This is a genomic window from Paraburkholderia tuberum STM678 (assembly GCF_902833905.1).
GTDB classification, from domain to species: Bacteria; Pseudomonadota; Gammaproteobacteria; order Burkholderiales; family Burkholderiaceae; genus Paraburkholderia; species Paraburkholderia tuberum.
Genome location: NZ_CADFGP010000007.1, coordinates 212,801 through 230,976, shown reverse-complemented (window position 1 = coordinate 230,976; position 18,176 = coordinate 212,801). Strand labels below are relative to the sequence as shown.

The following is an 18,176-nucleotide window of genomic DNA, read 5'->3' as shown; positions in this document are numbered from 1 at the left end:
ACGAAACGAAGCTCGCTGGAGCAATCCAGTCGTCAGGAAACGCCGGATACGTGATCCGTACGTCCGGTGTTGTGGGAGGACGGCGGGGGCAACCCCGCCTCCTACCCGATCCCAGGCGAAGGAGGCGGCAAATCGGGAATCGACCTGTAGCGCGCCAGGGGCACGCGCGCTTACGGTCAAGGTTCCACGACGGGAGGAACCTGTTCAGGACGCAATGACCTACAGTCAGCGTAATCAGGAGGTGTGACATATGGCCTACACCGGCAAATTCCTCGTGAATAACGAGCCACTATCACCGCTCACCATTTCTGGCATCGGCAACTTTGACGCTTATTCTGGCGACCGGCAATACCGCAATCGGGGCGGCTGCACGGCTGTGCCTAGCAAGGGGCCGATTCCCGCCGGCAAATACTGGATCGTCGACCGTCCGACTGGTGGCATCCATTCACAGGCTTACGCATGGGGAAAGACGCGTTGAATGCCGTTTTCGGCCATCCGTCGAATCACGGTGACTGGTTCGCCCTGTATCGGGATGATGGACTAGTCGATGATTTCACTTGGGTCAATGGTGTCAAGCGTGGGCAGTTCCGGTTGCATCCAGCAGGCGGGCACGGCGCATCACTTGGTTGCATTACCTTGCCGAGCCATAGCGATTTCATGAGAATCCGCAATGCGCTGCTGGGCACCATGACGATCCTTGCCGGCATTTCGGGGCTTCGGGCCTACGGAACAATTGAGGTCATCACATATGGCAACACTTGCCCGTAGACTGTTCAAGGTCACGTTGTTTCTGGCGCTGTTTGTTCTCTCTGTTCTTTATGTCCGGCCGTATCCGTACGAGTGGACAGAAAGCGAGTCGAATGCATATTGGGCGGCTTCCGATTGGCTCGGTGTGCGTGACCCTGATGACCTGTATTACATGGTGTGGGTGACTATCGAACTGATCGTGGCGGCGCTGGCGTATGTGGCGATCCTGAAGCTATGGCGGTGGTATCGCACGAGGTAGACGAAAGCCCCGGCGACGGGGCTTTTGTTTATCCCGTGCATTGATGAATTTGGAGGAATCTCGTGAAGAGAGGATTTATTGCTACATTTCGAGCCGAGTGAGCCGATTTCAGCCTTTGTCGTTTCTGCTCACCGCTTCCCCTTCCTCACCACCATCCACCGCGGCGACTTGAACCGCACGATGCTCACGTAAAGCCACACATACGTCGCGGCGAACACGACAACGAAGCAGAACAGATGCAGCGTGTGCCGCCAGAACAGCGTCGCCGGCACGACCGCGATCAGGCACAGCAGCCACAGATACGGCGACGTCAGCGAGTTGCGGCGCGTCAGCTCGCGCGCGGTGCGCGCGCCGACCGCCCAGCGCATCAGCCGCTTGTAGACCAGCATATGCAGATGCACGCCATCCGGGATGCCCGGCGACATGCCGCGAATGAACTTCTTGCGGTAGATCGAGAAGCAGGTCTCGAAGATCGGGTACATGAAGAGCAGCACCGGATACCACGCGGATACGTCGCGATTGCGCATCACGAGCAGGATCGACAGCTCGGCGAGCATGAAGCCGATGAAGTAAGCACCGCCGTCGCCGAGAAAAATCAGCCCGGCCGGGAAGTTCCAGATGAAGAAGCCGAGCACCGCGCCCATCATCATGAACGACGCGGACAGCACGACCGGGTCGTGCACCTGGAACGCCACATACGCGAGCGACGCGAACATCATGAACGCGACCATCGACGCGAGGCCGTTGAAGCCGTCGATGATATTGATCGCGTTGGCGAGCGCCGCGACCGCGAGCACCGTGACCACGAACGAGATCGCCGCATATGACAGCAGAAAGTCGAGCGGCGGCACGCTGATGCGCGTGACCGCGATGTCGAGAAAGAACCAGGCGAGCGCGGCGGCCGCCATCGTGCAGATCAGGCGTGCGAGCGGCGACACGCGCTTGGTCAGATCCTCGACGAGCCCCGAGCCGAACGCCGGCATGCCGCACGCGATCAACCCGAGAATGCTGCCCGATACGGCCGGATACGCGCGATGCAATTGCACCGCAGAGACGATCAGCCCGACCAGAATCCCAGTCCCGCCGATGCGCGGCACCGGCCGCACGTGGAATTTCTGGACGCCGGCCAGATCGGTGTCGGTCGAGAACTTTTCATGCAGATGCGCATAGCGCACGATCAACAGCGTGATCAGCAGAGAGACGAGAAAGCCGAGCGCAAAACTAAGCATGAAAGTGGGCCTGAGCGAAGACGCGGAATTATACAAACGAAACGTGCGGCGGCCGGCGCACGGCACGGGCGCGAAGCTTTCATCCAGGCCGGCAAAAAATCCCAAATAACGAGACCGAAGTGGCCCGCACAGGCCCGTGAGCGCTCGCTCCTCATGGATTCCCCCTATGCGGCGCGCGCGCGCCGCAACCGTAAACCTGGATGCGACGAAGTGTAAGTCGCGCGCAACAAAGGCGTTCCGGAGACCCAATGCTTAATAACATCACAATTCGTGGCGGACTGACGCTCGTGATCAGCGTATTCGTCGCCTTTCTTCTGACGGTGATCGCTGTCGGCTACGGCGCGCTGAAGCTCGCCAACGACAGCCTCGACGACACCCAGCGCAGTGCGGTCGCGCTGTCGCATCTGAAGGCGAGTTCCGAGAAGCTTCTGCAGGTGCAGCTCGCGTTGGGCACCTATCAGACGTTGTTCAGCGTCGGCAAGCAGACCGACGATCTGCTGCCGGCCGCGCACAAGGTGCTGCTCGAATCGAACAACGACTTCCGCAACTACATGGCCGGCCCGTTCGCGAGCGACGCAGAGCGCAAGCTCGCGCAGAGCGTCGGCGACGCGCGCGCGGCGCTCGTCGACAAGGCGATCGAACCGGAATTCAAGGCATTGACCGACTTCGACTTCAACACCTTCCGCAACATCCAGGGCGACACGGCGAACAGCCTGTACGCGTCCTACTCGAAAGCGATCGACGCGCTCGAAAAAGCGCAGATGGACAATCAGCATCAGCAGGCCGCGACCGGCGCGCGACGCTTCCAGCTCGCGACAGTGCTGTTCGGCGCGATCGCGGTGATCGCGCTCGTGATCGCGGTGGGCGCTCGGGTCGCGTTGTCGTCGGCGCTGATCAAGCCGGTCAACGCGACGGTCAAGCACTTCGAGCGCATCGCGGCCGGCGACCTGAGCGTCGCGATCAAGGTGAAATCGCGCAACGAGATGGGCCAGCTGCTCGGCGCGCTGACGAGGATGCGCGACGGCCTCGTCGAAACGGTCGGCAAGGTGCGCGGCAGCACGAGCGCGATCACGCAGGGCGCGAACGAGATCGCCTCGGGCAATGCCGATCTGTCGGCGCGCACCGAGCAGCAGGCGGCCGCGCTGCAGCAGACCGCGGCGAGCATGGAGCAGCTGTCGGCGACCGTGAAACAGAACGCCGACAACGCCAGGCAGGCGAACCGCCTCGCGCACGGCGCGCTCGATACGGTCACGCGCGGCGGCAAGGTGGTGTCGCGCGTGACCGAGACGATGGACGGCATCAGCGAGTCGTCGCGCAAGGTCACGGAGATCATCGGCATGATCGAGGGGATTGCGTTTCAGACCAACATTCTCGCGTTGAACGCGGCCGTCGAAGCTGCGCGCGCGGGCGAGCAGGGACGCGGCTTCGCGGTGGTCGCCTCGGAAGTGCGCAGCCTCGCGCAGCGCTCGGGCGCGGCGGCCAAGGAGATCAAGGAGCTGATCGGCGAGTCGGCGGCGAAGGTCGAGGAGGGGGCCTCGCTGGTGTCGGATGCGCAGAAGACGATTCAGGAAGCGCAGAAGGCCGTCGAGCGCGTGACCGGCGTGATGAGCGAGATCGAGGCGTCGGCGCTCGAACAGAGCGACGGTATCGAGCAGGTCAACAAGGCGGTGTCGCAGATCGACGAGGTCACGCAGCACAACGCGGCGCTCGTCGAGCAGGCGGCGGCCGCGGCGAAGTCGCTGGAAGAGCATGCGATGGCGTTGCGTGATGCGGTCGCGGTGTTCCAGCTGGAAGGGGCAACGGCGTAACGCGTTCAGCAGCCACGGCGCTCACCGTTCTGACGAGGTGAGCGCCAAAGCAAACGGCGGCGGCATCCGCGCTACGCGAATGCCGCCGCCACTTTTTTAACGGGATGCGCTGGTGCCGAAGCGCTTTATGCAAACCCCTGCGGATTCGTCGACTGCCAGCGCCAGTGGTCCGCGCACATGCGCTCGATGCCGAACTGCGCGCGCCAGCCGATGATTTTCTCGGCCGCGCTCGGGTCCGCGAAACACTGCGCGACGTCGCCCGGGCGGCGCGCGACGATCTCGTACGGCACCGGCCGCCCCGACGCCTTCTCGAACGAGCGCACCACGTCGAGCACGCTATAGCCCTGGCCCGTGCCGAGATTGACGACGAAGCTCGCATCGCGCTCGACGAGCGCATCGAGTGCGGCGAGATGCCCGCGCGCGAGATCGACCACGTGGATGTAGTCACGCACGCCGGTGCCGTCGGGCGTCTCGTAGTCGCCGCCGAACACGCGCAGGCGGTCGAGCTTGCCGACCGCGACCTGGGCGACGTACGGCATCAGGTTGTTCGGAATGCCGGCCGGATCTTCGCCGATCAGGCCACTTTCATGCGCGCCGACCGGATTGAAGTAGCGCAGCGTCGCGATGCGCCACGATGGGTCCGACACTTCGAGATCGCGCAGGATCTGCTCGGCGATCAGCTTCGATTGACCATACGGATTGGTCGCCGACAGCGGGAACGATTCGTCGATAGGCGAGCTCTTCGGCACGCCGTACACCGTTGCCGACGAACTGAACACGAACTGCTTGACGTTGCGATCGCGCATCACGCCGAGTAGCGTCAGCAGGCTGCCGACGTTGTTCGCGTAGTACTCGATCGGCTTCGCGACCGACTCGCCGACCGCTTTCAGCGCCGCGAAATGGATCGCGCCGGTGATCGGATGCACATCGAAAATCCGCTGCAGCGCGGCTGCGTCGCGCGCGTCGTCGTCGTAGAAGCTCACCGCACGGCCGGTGATTTTCTCGACGCGCCGCACCGCTTCGCGCTTGCTGTTCACGAGGTTGTCGATCACCGCGACGTCGTAGCCGCCGTTCAGCAGTTCGACGCAGGTGTGCGAGCCGATGAAACCCGCGCCGCCCGTTACCAGAATCGTGCCCTTCATGGTCATGCTGTTGCTCCCATTAAAGTAAAACACCCGTGATTTTTTGCACCAGGTCTTTATAGGTTTCGACGACCATGCGTTCGTCGAATTCGGTCGCGACTTTCTGCCGGCCGCGTTCCGCCATCGCGCGCCGCTCCGCGCCGCTCATGTCGAGCATGCGCGCGAGACTCGCGGCAAGGCTCTGCGCATTGCGCGCTTCGCACAACAAGCCGTTGACGCCGTCGGCCACCACCTCGCGGCAGCCGGGCACGTCGGTCGCGACGATCGGCCGGCCCATCGCCGACGCTTCCATCAGCGTGCGCGGCACGCCTTCGCGATACGACGGCAGCACCACGCAATCGGCATCGGCGATGAACGGCCGCACGTCGTGCGCCTCGCCCAGATATTCGATCACGCCTTCCTGTTCCCACGCGGCGACTTCCTCGCGCGTGATCGCGCTCGGATTGTCGACGCCGACCGGCCCGAGCAGCTGAAAGCGCGCGTGGCGATAGCGCGCGCGCAATTGCCGCGCGGCCTCGACGTATTCGCCGACGCCTTTGTCCCACAGCAGCCGCCCGATCAGCACGAAGCGAAACTCCGCGCGCTCGCGCAGCGGCGTGAACGCGAACTGCTCGAGATCGACGCCCTCGCCGTGCAACAGCCGCGCGCGCTCCGGATGCACGAGCAGCTTGCCGTCGATGAACGCGGCCTGATCGTCGCGATTCAGGAACCACACTTCACGCGGAAAGCGGAACGCAAAACGATACAGCCTTTTGGCGATCTGCGCGGCGCGGCTGTGCTGGATGAACACGTAGCCGAGCCCGGTGGTGACCGCCACCGACTGCACGCCAGCCAGCTTCGCCGCGATCGAGCCGTAGATGTTCGGCTTGATCGTGTAGTGAAACACGACATGCGGACGGATGGTCCTGTACTGCCGATACAGCGCGACGAGCGTGCGCAGATCTTCGCCCGGACTCGTGCCTTTCGACGCCATCGGCAGCTCGATGCAACGGCAGCCCATCGCGGCGAGCAACTCGAACGTGCGGTCGCGCGGCGCGAGCACCGTCACGTCGACGCCGCGCCCGATCAGCGTGCGGATCAGCCCTTGCCGATAGGTATAGATTGCCCAGGCCGTGTTGCAAACGAGTGTAATGCGTAGCGCGGGCGTCGACTTGAAAGAGGGCTTCATGCGAAGAAATGCCGGGCGTTGAATGAAGTGTGGACCATTGATACGAAGACAGCGCCCTACGATGCGGCGCGAACCTCAGCGAATGAAGCGACAGCGACAGCGGCAACGACAGCGCTCACACGCGGCGCGACTCAACGGTTCGCGCGCGGCGTGAGCAGCGCGCGCTTGACCCGCTGTAACGTGCGATAAGGCAGCATCAGATGCAACAGATTCTTCGCGAGGCCCAACCAGTCGTACGGATTGGCCACGTTGAAGTAGCGCAACTGCAAACGCAGCGTCGAACCGATCTGCCGGCGCCGTTTCGTCGCGCTGATGCCGCCTTCGTTCAGCTCATAGAAAAGGCCCAGTTCCGGCAGATTCGCGCAGTCATAGCGTTCCATCAGACGTACGAACAGATCGAGGTCCTCCGCCGAACGATACGCGGCGCGGTAGTTGCCGACTGTGCGGACGGCATCGATACGCAGCATCATCGACGGATGCGCGAGGCACGAGCGGAAAAAGCGCTGGCGCCGGATCACGTTCGGCTCGGCCGGCGGCGTCAGCATGAAAAGCGGCTCGCCCGTGCGCGTGACGACCTGGGTCCACATGCCGAGGCCCGCCACGTTCGGATGCGCTTGCATGAACGCGCGCTGCTTCGCGAGCCGCTGTGGCACCGCGCGATCGCCCGCGTCGATGCGCGCCGCATAGCGAAAGCCGCGCCGCGCGAGCGCGTCGACGCCGGTTTGCAGCGCACGCTCGATACCGCCGTTCTGCGCCATGCGCAGCACTTCGATCTTCAGGTTCGGCAGCGTGGGCGCGACGATCGGCGGCGTGCTGCCGTCATCGACGATCAGTACGTGCACTAGCGCACTTTCTTCGAACGACGCGAGCGTAGAATCGACGTCCGTCTGACCGTTATAGGCGGGTATCAGCACCGCGACGTCGTCGAGCGTGGTTTGCGCGGTGGCGGATGAGTTCGTCATGGGCGCAATTTGAAACGGATGTAATAGAGATTGACCGAGGCGGCCGCCAGATAGCCGGCCGCGAGGCCGACGAGCGCGCCATACGCGCCGAGCCGCGGGATCGCCAGCAGATTGACCGCGAACGCGACGGCGAGCGCGAGCAGCCACTTGGCGAGCAATACGAACTTGGCCTGATATTTGAGTACGACCAGATTGCCGATCGCCTCGACGCCGGCGGGCACCGACAGCCACACGGCCCAGCGGAAGATTTCGATCGCGCCTTCGAAGTCCGGCCCGAACACACGGCGGATGATGAAGCCCGCGAGCAGATCGAGCACGAACGCGCCGCACACCATCAGCACGGCGGTCAGCGCGGTGAGCCGCCACATGTTGCGGCGCAGTTGCGCGATGCCTTGCACGCGGTAGACGAATGCGGGCGCAATGGTTTGCGCGAGCATCAGCGCGAGCGTGATCCAGTTTTCATTCAACTGCTGGGCGGCCGAGTAGCGACCGAGGTCGGCGAACGAAATCGCGCGCTCGAGCATCAGCCGGTCCAGTTTCAGAAATAGATACATACAGATGAGCCCGAGCCAGAACACGGTGCCCGCGCTCGCGAAGTGCCTGAAGAGCGAACGTTCGACATGCCAGCCCAGCTTGCCGCCATGCCGGCGCATGAAGTAGAGCAACAGCACCGCGCCGATCGCCGCCGATTCGAGCGCCCACAGCCAGCCGAAACGCGCGGGCGCGGCCGTCGCGCGCACCAGCAGATAGACGAGAGCCGCCTTGATCACCGCGGTGCTCATGCTGGTCAGCAATTGCGGCTTGCTGTAGGTCATGCTTTGCAGCCACGCGTTGATCACGCCGACGAACGGCTCGCGAAACAGCATCGTCACCGCGAGGCCGGCGAGCATCGCACCGACGAGCGGTTCGAAGAAGTGCAGCGCAATGCCGAGCCACGTAAGCAGCAGCGCAACGGCCGAGACGGAGATGCGCAACGCGAACGCGCTGCCGAGGACGGTACCGAGTTGTCCGGGCGGCCGGTTGACGATGGTCGGTACGAGGATTTCCGCGCCGCAGACCCAGGTGATCGGCGACAGCACCAGCAGCAGCGTATTCGCGTACTGCCATTTGCCGAACGTTTCGGGCCCGAAGTAACGCGCGAGCATGCCGCTGATCACGATTGCGACGCCGATCTGCGTGAGCCGCTCGAGACCCAGCCAGACGATGTTCGTAAACGCTCGGGTGACGTCGGGATTGGCGAAGCGCTTGACCGTCAGCATCCGTTGGCCGCTCGCCGCTGCGCGTCGGTCAAGCCGCCTCGCACGGCCATGCATGCGGCGCTATGCGCATTCGCCCACCCGGCCGGCAGCCACGGCAACTTTACAAATGGAGGGCGTCTAAGCATTAGAATGGCGGTATTCAGGCTGGTCAGAAAAACGCAATTATAAGTTGGAACCGGACCGCTTCCGGCAAGGGCGCATCGAGGCGCGGTAACAGGTGTTTTTAACGTGAGTATTACCGTGGTTTTTAACGCGAATTTTTACCGCGTTTTAACCGGCGATTGTTACCGGTCGAGGTCGGTGCGCAGGTCAAAATTTTCCATTGCACGCAAGTGAGCCAACATGATCTCCAAATCCATTTTCAAGGCGTATGACATTCGTGGCGTCATTGGCAAGACGCTCGACGCCGACGCCGCGCGTTCCATCGGTCGCGCATTCGGCAGCGAAGTGCGCGCGCAGGGCGGCGACGCGGTCGTGGTCGCGCGCGACGGACGCCTGTCGGGCCCCGAGCTGATCGGGGCGCTGTCCGACGGCCTGCGTGCGGCCGGCGTCGATGTCGTGAACGTGGGCATGGTGCCCACGCCGGTCGGCTACTTCGCGGCGAGCGTACCGTTGAAACTGGCGGGCGGCGAGCGCCGCGTCGACTCGTGCATCGTCGTGACGGGTAGCCATAATCCGCCGGACTACAACGGCTTCAAGATGGTGCTGCGCGGCGCGGCCATTTACGGCGAGCAGATTCTCGCGCTGCATCAGCGCATCGTCGACGAGAACTTCGCCGACGGCAGCGGCAGCTACGCCGAGTACGACATCGCCGACGCGTATCTCGAGCGCATCGCGAGCGACGTGAAGCTCGCGCGTCCGATCAAGATCGTCGTCGATACCGGCAACGGCGTGGCCGGCGAGCTCGCGCCGAAGCTGTTCAGGAAGCTCGGCTGCGAACTCGTCGAACTGTTCACTGAAGTCGACGGCAACTTCCCGAATCACCACCCGGACCCGGCGCACCCGGAGAACCTCGAAGACGTGATTCGCGCGCTGAAGGAAACGGATGCGGAAATCGGCTTCGCGTTCGACGGCGACGGCGACCGCCTCGGCGTCGTCACCAAAGACGGCCAGATCATCTACCCGGACCGTCAGCTGATGCTGTTCGCCGAAGAAGTGCTGTCGCGCAACAAGGGCGCGCAGATCATTTACGACGTGAAGTGCACGCGCAATCTCGCGAAGTGGGTCAAGGACAAGGGCGGCGAGCCGCTGATGTGGAAGACCGGCCACTCGCTCGTGAAGGCGAAGCTGCGCGAAACCGGCGCGCCGCTGGCTGGCGAAATGAGCGGCCACGTGTTCTTCAAGGACCGCTGGTATGGTTTCGACGACGGCCTGTACACGGGGGCGCGTCTGCTCGAGATCCTCACGCGTGTCGCCGACCCGAGCAAGCTGCTGAACTCGCTGCCGAACTCGCACTCCACGCCCGAGCTGCAGCTGAAACTCGAGGAAGGCGAGAACTTCGAGCTGATCGCGCGTATGCAGCAGAACGCGAAGTTCACCGGCGCGGACAACGTCGTGAAGATCGACGGTCTGCGCGTCGAGTATCCGGACGGCTTCGGCCTCGCGCGTTCGTCGAACACGACGCCGGTCGTGGTGATGCGTTTCGAGGCCGACAACGACGCGGCGCTCAAACGCATCCAGGACGACTTCCGCCGCGTGATTCTCGCGGAGAAGGCCGATGCGAAACTGCCGTTCTGACGGCTGAAGTGGCGCTGCGCTTCGAGGTTCGTTAAGACGGCTCGAAGCGTCGCCAATACCGAACGCGGCGCGGGTTGCCTTACCGCGCCGCGTTTTTCATGTCTTTCATGGACGGCGCGCTAGAATTGCGGTCCTTTCAACGCATCTTCGAGCCGGATAGCCGGTTTTCTCACTCTTGAGCGCGCAAAAGATACTGATCGTGAGGGTGTCGTCGCTGGGCGACGTCGTTCACAACATGCCCGTGATCGCCGACATCCGGCGCCGCCATCCCGACGCGCAGATCGACTGGCTCGTCGAGGAAAGCTTCGTCGGGCTCGTGGAACTCGTGGCCGGCGTGCGGCGCGCGATTCCGGTGTCGCTGCGGCGCTGGCGCAAGCGCATCCTGTCCGTCGACAACTGGCGCGAGATCGGCGCGTTTCGCCGCGCGCTCGCCGCCGAGCACTACGATCTGGTGATCGACTGCCAGGGCCTCATCAAGACCGCGTGGCTCGCGAACATGGCGCGCGGACCGCTCGTCGGCCTCGGCAACCGTACCGAAGGCGCCGGCTACGAATGGCCGGTGCGCTTTTTCTACGGGCGGCGCGTGCCGATCGCGCCGCGCACGCACGTGGTCGAACGCACGCGTCAACTGGTGGCTGCGGCGCTGAACGATCCGCCGCCGCAACCCACCGACGACATCGACTTCGGTCTCGACACGGGCCGTGCCGCGCTCGCGCTGTCGCAGGCGAATCTGAATCTGCCGGTGCCGTACGTGGTGTTCGTGCACGCGACTTCGCGCGCCGACAAGCAGTGGCCCGATGCCGCGTGGATCGAACTCGGGCAGGCGCTGGTGCGGCGCGGCGCGTCGATCGTGCTGCCGTGGGGCAGCGACGCCGAGCGCGCGACCAGCGAGCGGCTCGCGAAGGAGTTCGGCGCGGCCGCGATCGTGCCGCCGAAGCTGTCGCTGCCGGCGGTGGTGGGGCTGATCGATGGCGCCGCCGCGACGGTCGGGGTTGACACAGGTCTGGTCCATATCGCGGCGGCGCTGAAGCGGCCCACGGTCGAGTTGTACAATTTCTCGACCGCGTGGCGCACCGGCGGCTACTGGTCGCCGAACGTCGTCAATCTCGGCGCGGCGGGGCAGCCGCCTACGCTGCAGCAGGTGAAGTCGGTGCTTGCCGGCTTCGGGCTGTTGTAACCCGGGCCGGCCGGCATCAGCACCTGCTGCATCCTGTCGGTGCGCTTCGCCTTGCGCACCCTCCGTTCCAAAGGGCGACCATGAACGAAACCCAGATCATCGAAGTAGCGAACGCCGACTGGCACGGCTGCAACCTGTCCGTGCCTCGAGAGACGCTGCTCGCCGGCGTCGAGCGCGGCAAGGTGCTGTACTTCCCGAACCTGCGCTTCGCGATCGAGGGTGGCGAGCAGGCGCTGCTCGACCCGGCGCTCGCCGATCCGAACCGCAAGAACATCAGCCTCGAACCGAACGGCGGCGCGCTGCATGGCGTGGCCGGCGATGCGGTCACGCAATCGGCGGTGCGCGCGTTGATCGCGCGTTATCAGGCGAATGCGCGCACGCTCGTCGACGGGCTCTTTCCCGAGTACAGCGGCAAGCTGCGGGTCGCGCCGACGAGCCTGCGGCTGCATCAGGTCGAGACACGCGAAACCTCGTGGCGCAAGGACGATAGCCGTCTGCACGTCGACGCGTTTCCGTCGCGGCCGAATTACGGCGAGCGCATCCTGCGCGTGTTCACCAACGTCAATCCCCATGGCGTGCCGCGCGTATGGCGCGTCGGCGAGCCGTTCGAGGACATGGCGCAGCGCTTCCTGCCGCGTATCAAGCCGCAGATGCCCGGCTCCGCGTGGCTGCTGAACCTGCTGCACGTGACCAAATCGCTGCGCAGCGAATACGATCATCTGATGCTCAGTCTGCACGACGGCATGAAGGCCGACCTCGACTATCAGAAGACGAGCCCGCAACAGACCATGCCGTTTCCACCGGGCAGCGTGTGGGTGTGCTTCTCCGACCAGACCTCGCATGCGGTGATGTCCGGCCAGTTCATGCTGGAGCAGACTTTCTTCCTGCCAGTGAAGGCGATGGCGCAGCCGGAATGCGCGCCGCTCGGCATTCTCGAGCGCCTGAAGGGCAGGGCGCTGGTTTGAGCGCGGCGCTCGATTCGAGGGCCGGGCAGATGCCGGCCCGCATCGCGCGCGTGAGCGCGCTGCGCTTTCCGAATCACGCGGGGCGCCGATGCTAAGGGCGATCTATCGCGCGCTCTGGTGGCTCATCGCGCCGCTTGCGGTGCTGCGTCTGTTGATCCGTTCGCGTAAGGAGCGCGGTTATCGCGAGCATATCGGCGAGCGCTTCGGTTATTCGCGCGGGCGCCTGTTGGAGGACAGCGCGCCGTTGATCTGGGTGCATGCGGTGTCGGTCGGCGAGACGCGCGCCGCGCAGCCGCTGATCGATGCGCTGACGAAGGCGCGCCCCGACGCGCACATTCTGCTTACGCACATGACGCCGAGCGGCCGCGCGACCGGCATCGAGATTTTCGGCGACCGCGTGTTGCGCAGTTATCTACCGTACGACATGCCGCATGCGGTACGGCGCTTCTTGCGCGTGTGGCGGCCGTCGCTCGGTCTCGTGATGGAAACCGAGGTGTGGCCCACCCTGATCGACGAGTGCCGTCGCGCCGACGTGCCGCTCGTGCTGACCAACGCGCGGATGTCGGCGCGTTCGTTCAAGCGCGCGGCGAAATTCGGCGGTGCGACGAAGGACGTGTTCGGCGGCTTCGCGCGCGTGCTCGCGCAGAGTCCGTCCGATGCCGAGCGGTTGACCTCGCTCGGCGCGCGCAATGTCGCGGTGCTCGGCAATCTGAAGTTCGACATGAGCACGCCGCCCGAACTCGCGGCACGCGGCCACGCGTGGCGCGCGGCGATCGGCACGCGGCCCGTGTGGGTCGCGGCGAGCACGCGCGAGGGCGAAGAAGCGCTCGTGCTCGAGGCGTTCGCGGCGCTCGGCATCGACGATGCGCTGCTGATTCTGGTGCCGCGTCATCCGCAGCGCTTCAATGAAGTCGCGGCGCTCGTCGAGAAAGCGGGGTTGCGGCTCGAACGCCGATCGAGTTGGGCGCCCGATGCGAAGGTCGCGTCGGCGGCGCGCACCGCTGACGATGGCGTGGCGCCGCTGCCTCGCGAGATGAACGTGCTGCTCGGCGATTCGATGGGCGAGTTGGGCGCTTACTACGCGGCGTCGGATCTTGCGTTTATCGGCGGCAGTCTGTTGCCGCTTGGCGGACAGAACCTGATCGAAGCGTGCGCGGTCGGCGTGCCGGTGCTGATCGGGCCGCACGTGTTCAACTTCACACAAGCCACCGCCGATGCGGTCGCGGCCGGTGCCGCCGTGCAGGTGCAGGACCCGGCCGATCTGGCGCGCGCGCTGCGCGAGCTGTTCGGCGACAAGTCGCGGCGGCTCGCGATGGGCGGTGCGGCTGCCGCGTTTGCGGCGAGGCATCGCGGGGCGACGGCGAGGACGGTGGATGTGTTGGCGGCGTTGTTGCCGGAGTAGTCTCGGAACGCCGGTGACGACCGCGCCGAGCGAATTATTCAAGCCGCAAGCGCCACGCACTTTGTGGCTAACGCTTGCTTATGTGATATGAACCGTCCGAGTGTTATTGCTGCTTCGCGACCGACTCGTCGCTTATTGGGCTTGTGTCGGCGCTACGGCGTCGACCGCTTCCTCTTCCTGCGGAGGTGTGTCCTGCGCGAATGCCATCCCGGCGAGTGAAGCGTCACTTGCTTACACCTTCAACAATCCCTTCTTTTCAATAAACTTCACCACGTCGTCGAGGCCCTCGAGCGCCTTCAGATTACACATCACAAACGGCCGCTCGCCGCGCATCTTCCTCGCGTCCGATGCCATCACGTCGAGGTTCGCGCCCACCAGCGGCGCCAGATCCGTCTTGTTGATCACGAGCAGATCCGACTTCGTGATCCCAGGTCCGCCCTTGCGCGGAATCTTCTCGCCGCCCGCGACGTCGATCACGTAGATCGTCAGGTCCGACAGCTCCGGGCTGAAGGTCGCCGCGAGGTTGTCGCCGCCCGATTCGATGAACACGATGTCCGCATCCGGAAAACGCGTGAGCATGCGGTCGACCGCTTCGAGGTTGATCGATGCGTCCTCGCGGATCGCGGTGTGCGGGCAGCCGCCCGTCTCGACGCCCATGATGCGCTCGGCCGGCAGCGCGCCCGCGACGGTCAGCAGACGCTGATCCTCTTTCGTATAGATGTCGTTCGTGATCGCGACGAGGTCGTACTGGCCGCGCATCGCCTTGCACAGCATTTCGAGCAGCGTGGTCTTGCCCGAGCCAACCGGGCCGCCGACGCCCACGCGCAGCGGCGGCAGCTTCTTCGTGCGGATCTGGCTCGCGGTATGGGAAGCGGAATGATGAGATGCGTTCATGATGGATCGTGGGAATCGTGCTACGAGCGGAAGAGCCGCGAATACTGCGACTCGTGGCGCGCCGACAGAATGCCGAGCTGCGGCGCGAACGTGTTGAGGTCGTCACGCGAGGTCGCGAGCGCGCGCGCGACGGCCGCCTCGATCGGCTCACGCAGCGCGACGATGATGCGTTGCCCCGCGAGCTGGCCGAGCGGCACCGCCTTCAACGCGGCGGCGGCCTGGTTCTCGACCCAGCTAAACGCATAGGCGGCGAGCGCGGCATCGACCGGAGCATTGTGCGCGTGAGCGGCGAATGCGAACGCGCTCGGCTGCGCGAGCGGCGTCAGCGACGCGAGCGTTTCGCGCCTCGCCACGTCGCCCCATTCGAGCGACACACACAGCTGTCGCAGCGACCAGCCCATCTGCTCCGTTTCGCGGCGCAGTTCGGCGGACTCGCGACTCGCGAGGAATTCGGCGTTGGCGTCGGCAAGTTCAACGGCGTCGTGCGTGCGCCAGCGTTCAATCTGCTGCGCGAGGAACGGCAACTCGCCGCGCGCGAGCACGTCGGTCAGGCCGCGTTCGATCCATATGCGCGCGGAGTCGGCATCGATGATGAGCTGCACTTCAATCGCCGCTTCGAGACCCTGCGAATAGCTGAACGCGCCAATCGGCAGTGCTGGCGACGCGAGATGCAGCAGCGCGGTGAATTCAGCGATGCGCATGACGATGCGGGTGGTGTCCATGTCCGCACGATTCGTCGTGCACGTGGTCATGGTCGTGATCGTGCGAGTGCGAAGAGCCCTCATGGGCATGAGCATGCTCATGCCCATGATGCTCACCAAACACCTGCTGCGCGATCGCATAGTCCTCGGCGAACGTCTCGTCGTGCCCATGCTTATGTCCACCGCCATACGCCCCGGCTTCAGGCTGAAACGGCAGCGACACCCGCTCGACCGTGGCGCCGATGCGCTCGAGCATGTCGGCGAGCACCGGATCGTATTCGAGCTTCAGATAATCGGCGCCCACTTCGACCGGCGTATGACGATTACCGAGGTGATAGGCGGCGCGCGTCAACGTCAACGCGTCCGATGCGCGTACGACAAGCACGGCTTCATCAGCCGCAACGACACGCACGAGCCCGCCATCATCGGCGACGAGCACGTTGCCATCGCGCAGCACGGTGCCGCGCGGCAACAGCAATGCGATTTCCTCGCCGTCATCGAGCGTCGCGGCGAGACGGCTCTTGCGACGTTCATCGAACGCGAGCGTCAAGGTCGGCGCACGCTTGACGAGTACCGGCGCGATCTTCAGATGCGGCGCGAGAAGTTTGTTCAGTGTACGCATGATCAGAACAGGAAATAGCGTTGCGCCATCGGCAGCACGGTGGCCGGATCGCAGGTCAGCAACTGGCCGTCGGCGATCACCTGATAGGTTTCCGGATCGACGCTGATGTTCGGGCGCCACGCGTTGTGAATCATGTCGGCCTTCGTCACGTTGCGGCAGTTTTTCACCGCGACGATGCGCTTGTGCAAACCATAGCGTTCGGCCACCTTCGCATCGGCGGCGAGTTGCGACACGAAGGTCAGCGACGTGCGGCCCAGCGCTCCGCCGCGCGTCGCGAACATCTCGCGATAGTGCACGGGCTGCGGCGTCGGAATCGATGCATTCGGATCGCCCATCTGCGCCATCGCGATCATGCCGCCCTTCAGGATCAGCGACGGCTTGATGCCAAAGAACGCCGGCTCCCAGAACACGAGGTCGGCCCACTTGCCCGGTTCGATCGAACCGACTTCATGCGCGATGCCGTGCGTGATCGCCGGATTGATCGTGTACTTCGCGACATAGCGTTTCGCGCGGAAATTGTCGTGGCGCGCGTTGTCCTCGGGCAGCGCGCCGCGTTGCACCTTCATCTTGTGCGCGGTCTGCCACGTGCGGATGATCACTTCGCCGACGCGGCCCATCGCCTGCGAGTCCGAAGAAAGCATCGACAGCGCGCCGAGATCGTGCAGGATGTCCTCGGCGGCGATCGTCTCGCGGCGAATCCGCGATTCGGCGAACGCGATGTCTTCGGCAATCGACGGATCGAGGTGATGGCACACCATCAGCATGTCGAGATGCTCGTCGAGCGTGTTGACCGTGTAGGGCCGCGTCGGATTCGTCGACGACGGCAGCACGTTCGCTTCGCCGCACACCTTGATGATGTCCGGGGCGTGGCCGCCGCCCGCGCCTTCGGTGTGATACGTGTGGATCGTGCGGCCCTTGAACGCGGCGACGGTCGCTTCGACGAAGCCCGCTTCGTTTAGCGTATCGGTGTGGATCGCGACCTGCGTGTCGGTATCGTCGGCGACGCCAAGGCAGTTGTCGATCGCCGCGGGCGTCGTGCCCCAGTCTTCGTGCAGCTTCAAACCGATCGCGCCCGCGGCGATCTGTTCGGTCAGCGGTGCCGGCTGGCTCACGTTGCCCTTGCCGAGAAAGCCGAGGTTCATCGGATAGCCGTCGGCCGCTTGCAGCATGCGTTCGAGATGCCACGGCCCCGGCGTGCAGGTGGTCGCATTCGTGCCGGTCGCGGGGCCGGTGCCGCCGCCGAGCATCGTCGTCACGCCGCTCGCGAGCGCTTCCTCGATCTGCTGCGGGCTGATGAAGTGGATGTGCGTATCGATGCCGCCCGCGGTCACGATCAGCCCTTCGCCCGCGATCACTTCGGTGGCGGCTCCAATCGCGATCGTCACATTCGGCTGGATGTCGGGATTGCCGGCCTTGCCGATCGCCGCGATGCGGCCGTCCTTGATGCCGATGTCGGCCTTCACGACGCCCCAGTGATCGAGGATCACCGCGTTCGTCACGACGGTATCGACGACCTCGGCATGCACGCGCTGCGACTGGCCCATGCCGTCGCGAATCACCTTGCCGCCGCCGAACTTGACCTCTTCGCCGTAGGTCGTGAAGTCGCGCTCGATCTCGATCAGCAGTTCGGTGTCGGCGAGGCGCACGCGGTCGCCGGTGGTGGGGCCGAACATCTCCGCGTATGCGCGGCGGCCAATGCGTAGTGTCATGGTGTGGGTCCGGAATGAGCTACAAGCGAGCGACAGGCAAGGCGGAGCAGGGCGGTCGAAACGCCAGGGCGCGGGCAGCGCATCACAGCTTGCCCATCACCTTGCCGTTGAAGCCGTAGACAATGCGCTCGCCGGCCAGCGCGACGAGTTCGACCGTGCGCTCCTGACCGGGCTCGAAGCGCACCGCGGTGCCCGCCGCGATGTTCAGGCGAAAGCCGCGCGCCGCTTCGCGATCGAACGACAGCGCGTCGTTCACCTCGTAGAAATGGTAATGCGAGCCGATCTGCACGGGACGGTCGCCGGTATTCGACACGACCACCGTGACCGTCGCGCGGCCCGCGTTCAGTTCGTGCTCGCCGTCGTCGATGAGGAGTTCGCCGGGAATCATGGGGCCT

Annotated in this window: 16 protein-coding genes and 1 pseudogene; 7 read left to right on the top strand and 10 right to left on the bottom strand. The window is 64.6% G+C overall.

Going from position 1 to position 18,176, the window contains the following annotated elements; translation table 11 throughout:
* The first annotated feature begins 250 nt into the window (after positions 1-250).
* Both HWY30_RS08590 and HWY30_RS08585 read left to right on the top strand, forming a co-directional pair.
* Positions 251-768: pseudogene (locus HWY30_RS08590) on the top strand (DUF2778 domain-containing protein).
* Entirely contained in the window at positions 749-1,006 is a 258-nt protein-coding gene (locus HWY30_RS08585) for a hypothetical protein (RefSeq protein WP_090803343.1), read from the top strand. The pseudogene HWY30_RS08590 and the gene HWY30_RS08585 overlap by 20 nt, the downstream one beginning before the upstream one ends.
* Before the next feature lie 128 nt (positions 1,007-1,134).
* Here the strand turns inward: HWY30_RS08585 and HWY30_RS08580 are convergent, their stop codons facing one another.
* On the bottom strand, positions 1,135-2,235 hold the full coding sequence (locus HWY30_RS08580) for an MraY family glycosyltransferase (RefSeq protein WP_090803345.1): 1,101 nt from the start codon (positions 2,233-2,235) through the stop codon (positions 1,135-1,137).
* 248 nt (positions 2,236-2,483) lie between these two features.
* On the opposite strand from HWY30_RS08580, the gene HWY30_RS08575 reads away from it, so the two are divergent.
* Complete coding sequence (locus HWY30_RS08575) at positions 2,484-4,043, top strand: methyl-accepting chemotaxis protein (RefSeq protein WP_090803346.1); 1,560 nt, start codon at positions 2,484-2,486, stop codon at positions 4,041-4,043.
* 125 nt (positions 4,044-4,168) lie between these two features.
* On the opposite strand, the gene galE is transcribed toward HWY30_RS08575, so the two are convergent.
* From galE to HWY30_RS08555, 4 genes are all read right to left on the bottom strand, one after another.
* Entirely contained in the window at positions 4,169-5,191 is a 1,023-nt protein-coding gene (gene galE / locus HWY30_RS08570; RefSeq protein ID WP_090803348.1) for a UDP-glucose 4-epimerase GalE, read from the bottom strand.
* A 13-nt stretch (positions 5,192-5,204) separates the two neighbouring features.
* Entirely contained in the window at positions 5,205-6,353 is a 1,149-nt protein-coding gene (locus HWY30_RS08565; RefSeq protein ID WP_090803349.1) for a glycosyltransferase family 4 protein, read from the bottom strand.
* A gap of 131 nt (positions 6,354-6,484) precedes the next feature.
* A complete protein-coding gene (locus HWY30_RS08560; RefSeq protein WP_090803351.1) occupies positions 6,485-7,315 on the bottom strand; it encodes a glycosyltransferase in 831 nt (276 codons plus the stop codon).
* Positions 7,312-8,574, bottom strand: a complete 1,263-nt coding sequence (locus HWY30_RS08555; protein ID WP_090803353.1) for an oligosaccharide flippase family protein — start codon at positions 8,572-8,574, stop codon at positions 7,312-7,314. The genes HWY30_RS08560 and HWY30_RS08555 overlap by 4 nt, the downstream gene beginning before the upstream one ends.
* A gap of 342 nt (positions 8,575-8,916) precedes the next feature.
* On the opposite strand from HWY30_RS08555, the gene HWY30_RS08550 reads away from it, so the two are divergent.
* From HWY30_RS08550 to waaA, 4 genes are all read left to right on the top strand, one after another.
* Entirely contained in the window at positions 8,917-10,311 is a 1,395-nt protein-coding gene (locus tag HWY30_RS08550; RefSeq protein WP_090803354.1) for a phosphomannomutase/phosphoglucomutase, read from the top strand.
* 175 nt (positions 10,312-10,486) lie between these two features.
* Entirely contained in the window at positions 10,487-11,488 is a 1,002-nt protein-coding gene (gene waaC, locus HWY30_RS08545) for a lipopolysaccharide heptosyltransferase I (RefSeq protein WP_090803356.1), read from the top strand.
* Between the two features lie 80 nt (positions 11,489-11,568).
* Positions 11,569-12,453 carry a Kdo hydroxylase KdoO gene (gene kdoO, locus HWY30_RS08540; protein ID WP_090803357.1) on the top strand — a complete coding sequence of 295 codons (885 nt, stop codon included), beginning with the start codon at positions 11,569-11,571 and terminating at the stop codon, positions 12,451-12,453.
* Positions 12,454-12,541: 88 nt separating this feature from the next.
* Positions 12,542-13,855 carry a lipid IV(A) 3-deoxy-D-manno-octulosonic acid transferase gene (gene waaA, locus HWY30_RS08535; RefSeq protein WP_090803358.1) on the top strand — a complete coding sequence of 438 codons (1,314 nt, stop codon included), beginning with the start codon at positions 12,542-12,544 and terminating at the stop codon, positions 13,853-13,855.
* Between the two features lie 231 nt (positions 13,856-14,086).
* Here waaA and ureG read toward each other — a convergent pair whose 3' ends face one another.
* The 5 genes from ureG to HWY30_RS08510 all read right to left on the bottom strand — a co-directional run bounded on the left by ureG (position 14,087) and on the right by HWY30_RS08510 (position 18,169).
* Complete coding sequence (gene ureG, locus HWY30_RS08530; RefSeq protein ID WP_090803359.1) at positions 14,087-14,749, bottom strand: urease accessory protein UreG; 663 nt, start codon at positions 14,747-14,749, stop codon at positions 14,087-14,089.
* 20 nt (positions 14,750-14,769) lie between these two features.
* Positions 14,770-15,450, bottom strand: coding sequence for an urease accessory protein UreF (locus HWY30_RS08525; protein ID WP_090805603.1), 681 nt, complete (start codon positions 15,448-15,450; stop codon positions 14,770-14,772).
* Complete coding sequence (gene ureE, locus HWY30_RS08520; RefSeq protein WP_090803361.1) at positions 15,437-16,072, bottom strand: urease accessory protein UreE; 636 nt, start codon at positions 16,070-16,072, stop codon at positions 15,437-15,439. Before ureE ends, HWY30_RS08525 begins: the two co-directional genes overlap by 14 nt.
* A 2-nt stretch (positions 16,073-16,074) precedes the next feature.
* A complete protein-coding gene (gene ureC / locus HWY30_RS08515; protein ID WP_090803362.1) occupies positions 16,075-17,781 on the bottom strand; it encodes an urease subunit alpha in 1,707 nt (568 codons plus the stop codon).
* Between the two features lie 82 nt (positions 17,782-17,863).
* Complete coding sequence (locus HWY30_RS08510) at positions 17,864-18,169, bottom strand: urease subunit beta (RefSeq protein ID WP_018419648.1); 306 nt, start codon at positions 18,167-18,169, stop codon at positions 17,864-17,866.
* Between the last annotated feature and the right edge of the window lie 7 nt (positions 18,170-18,176).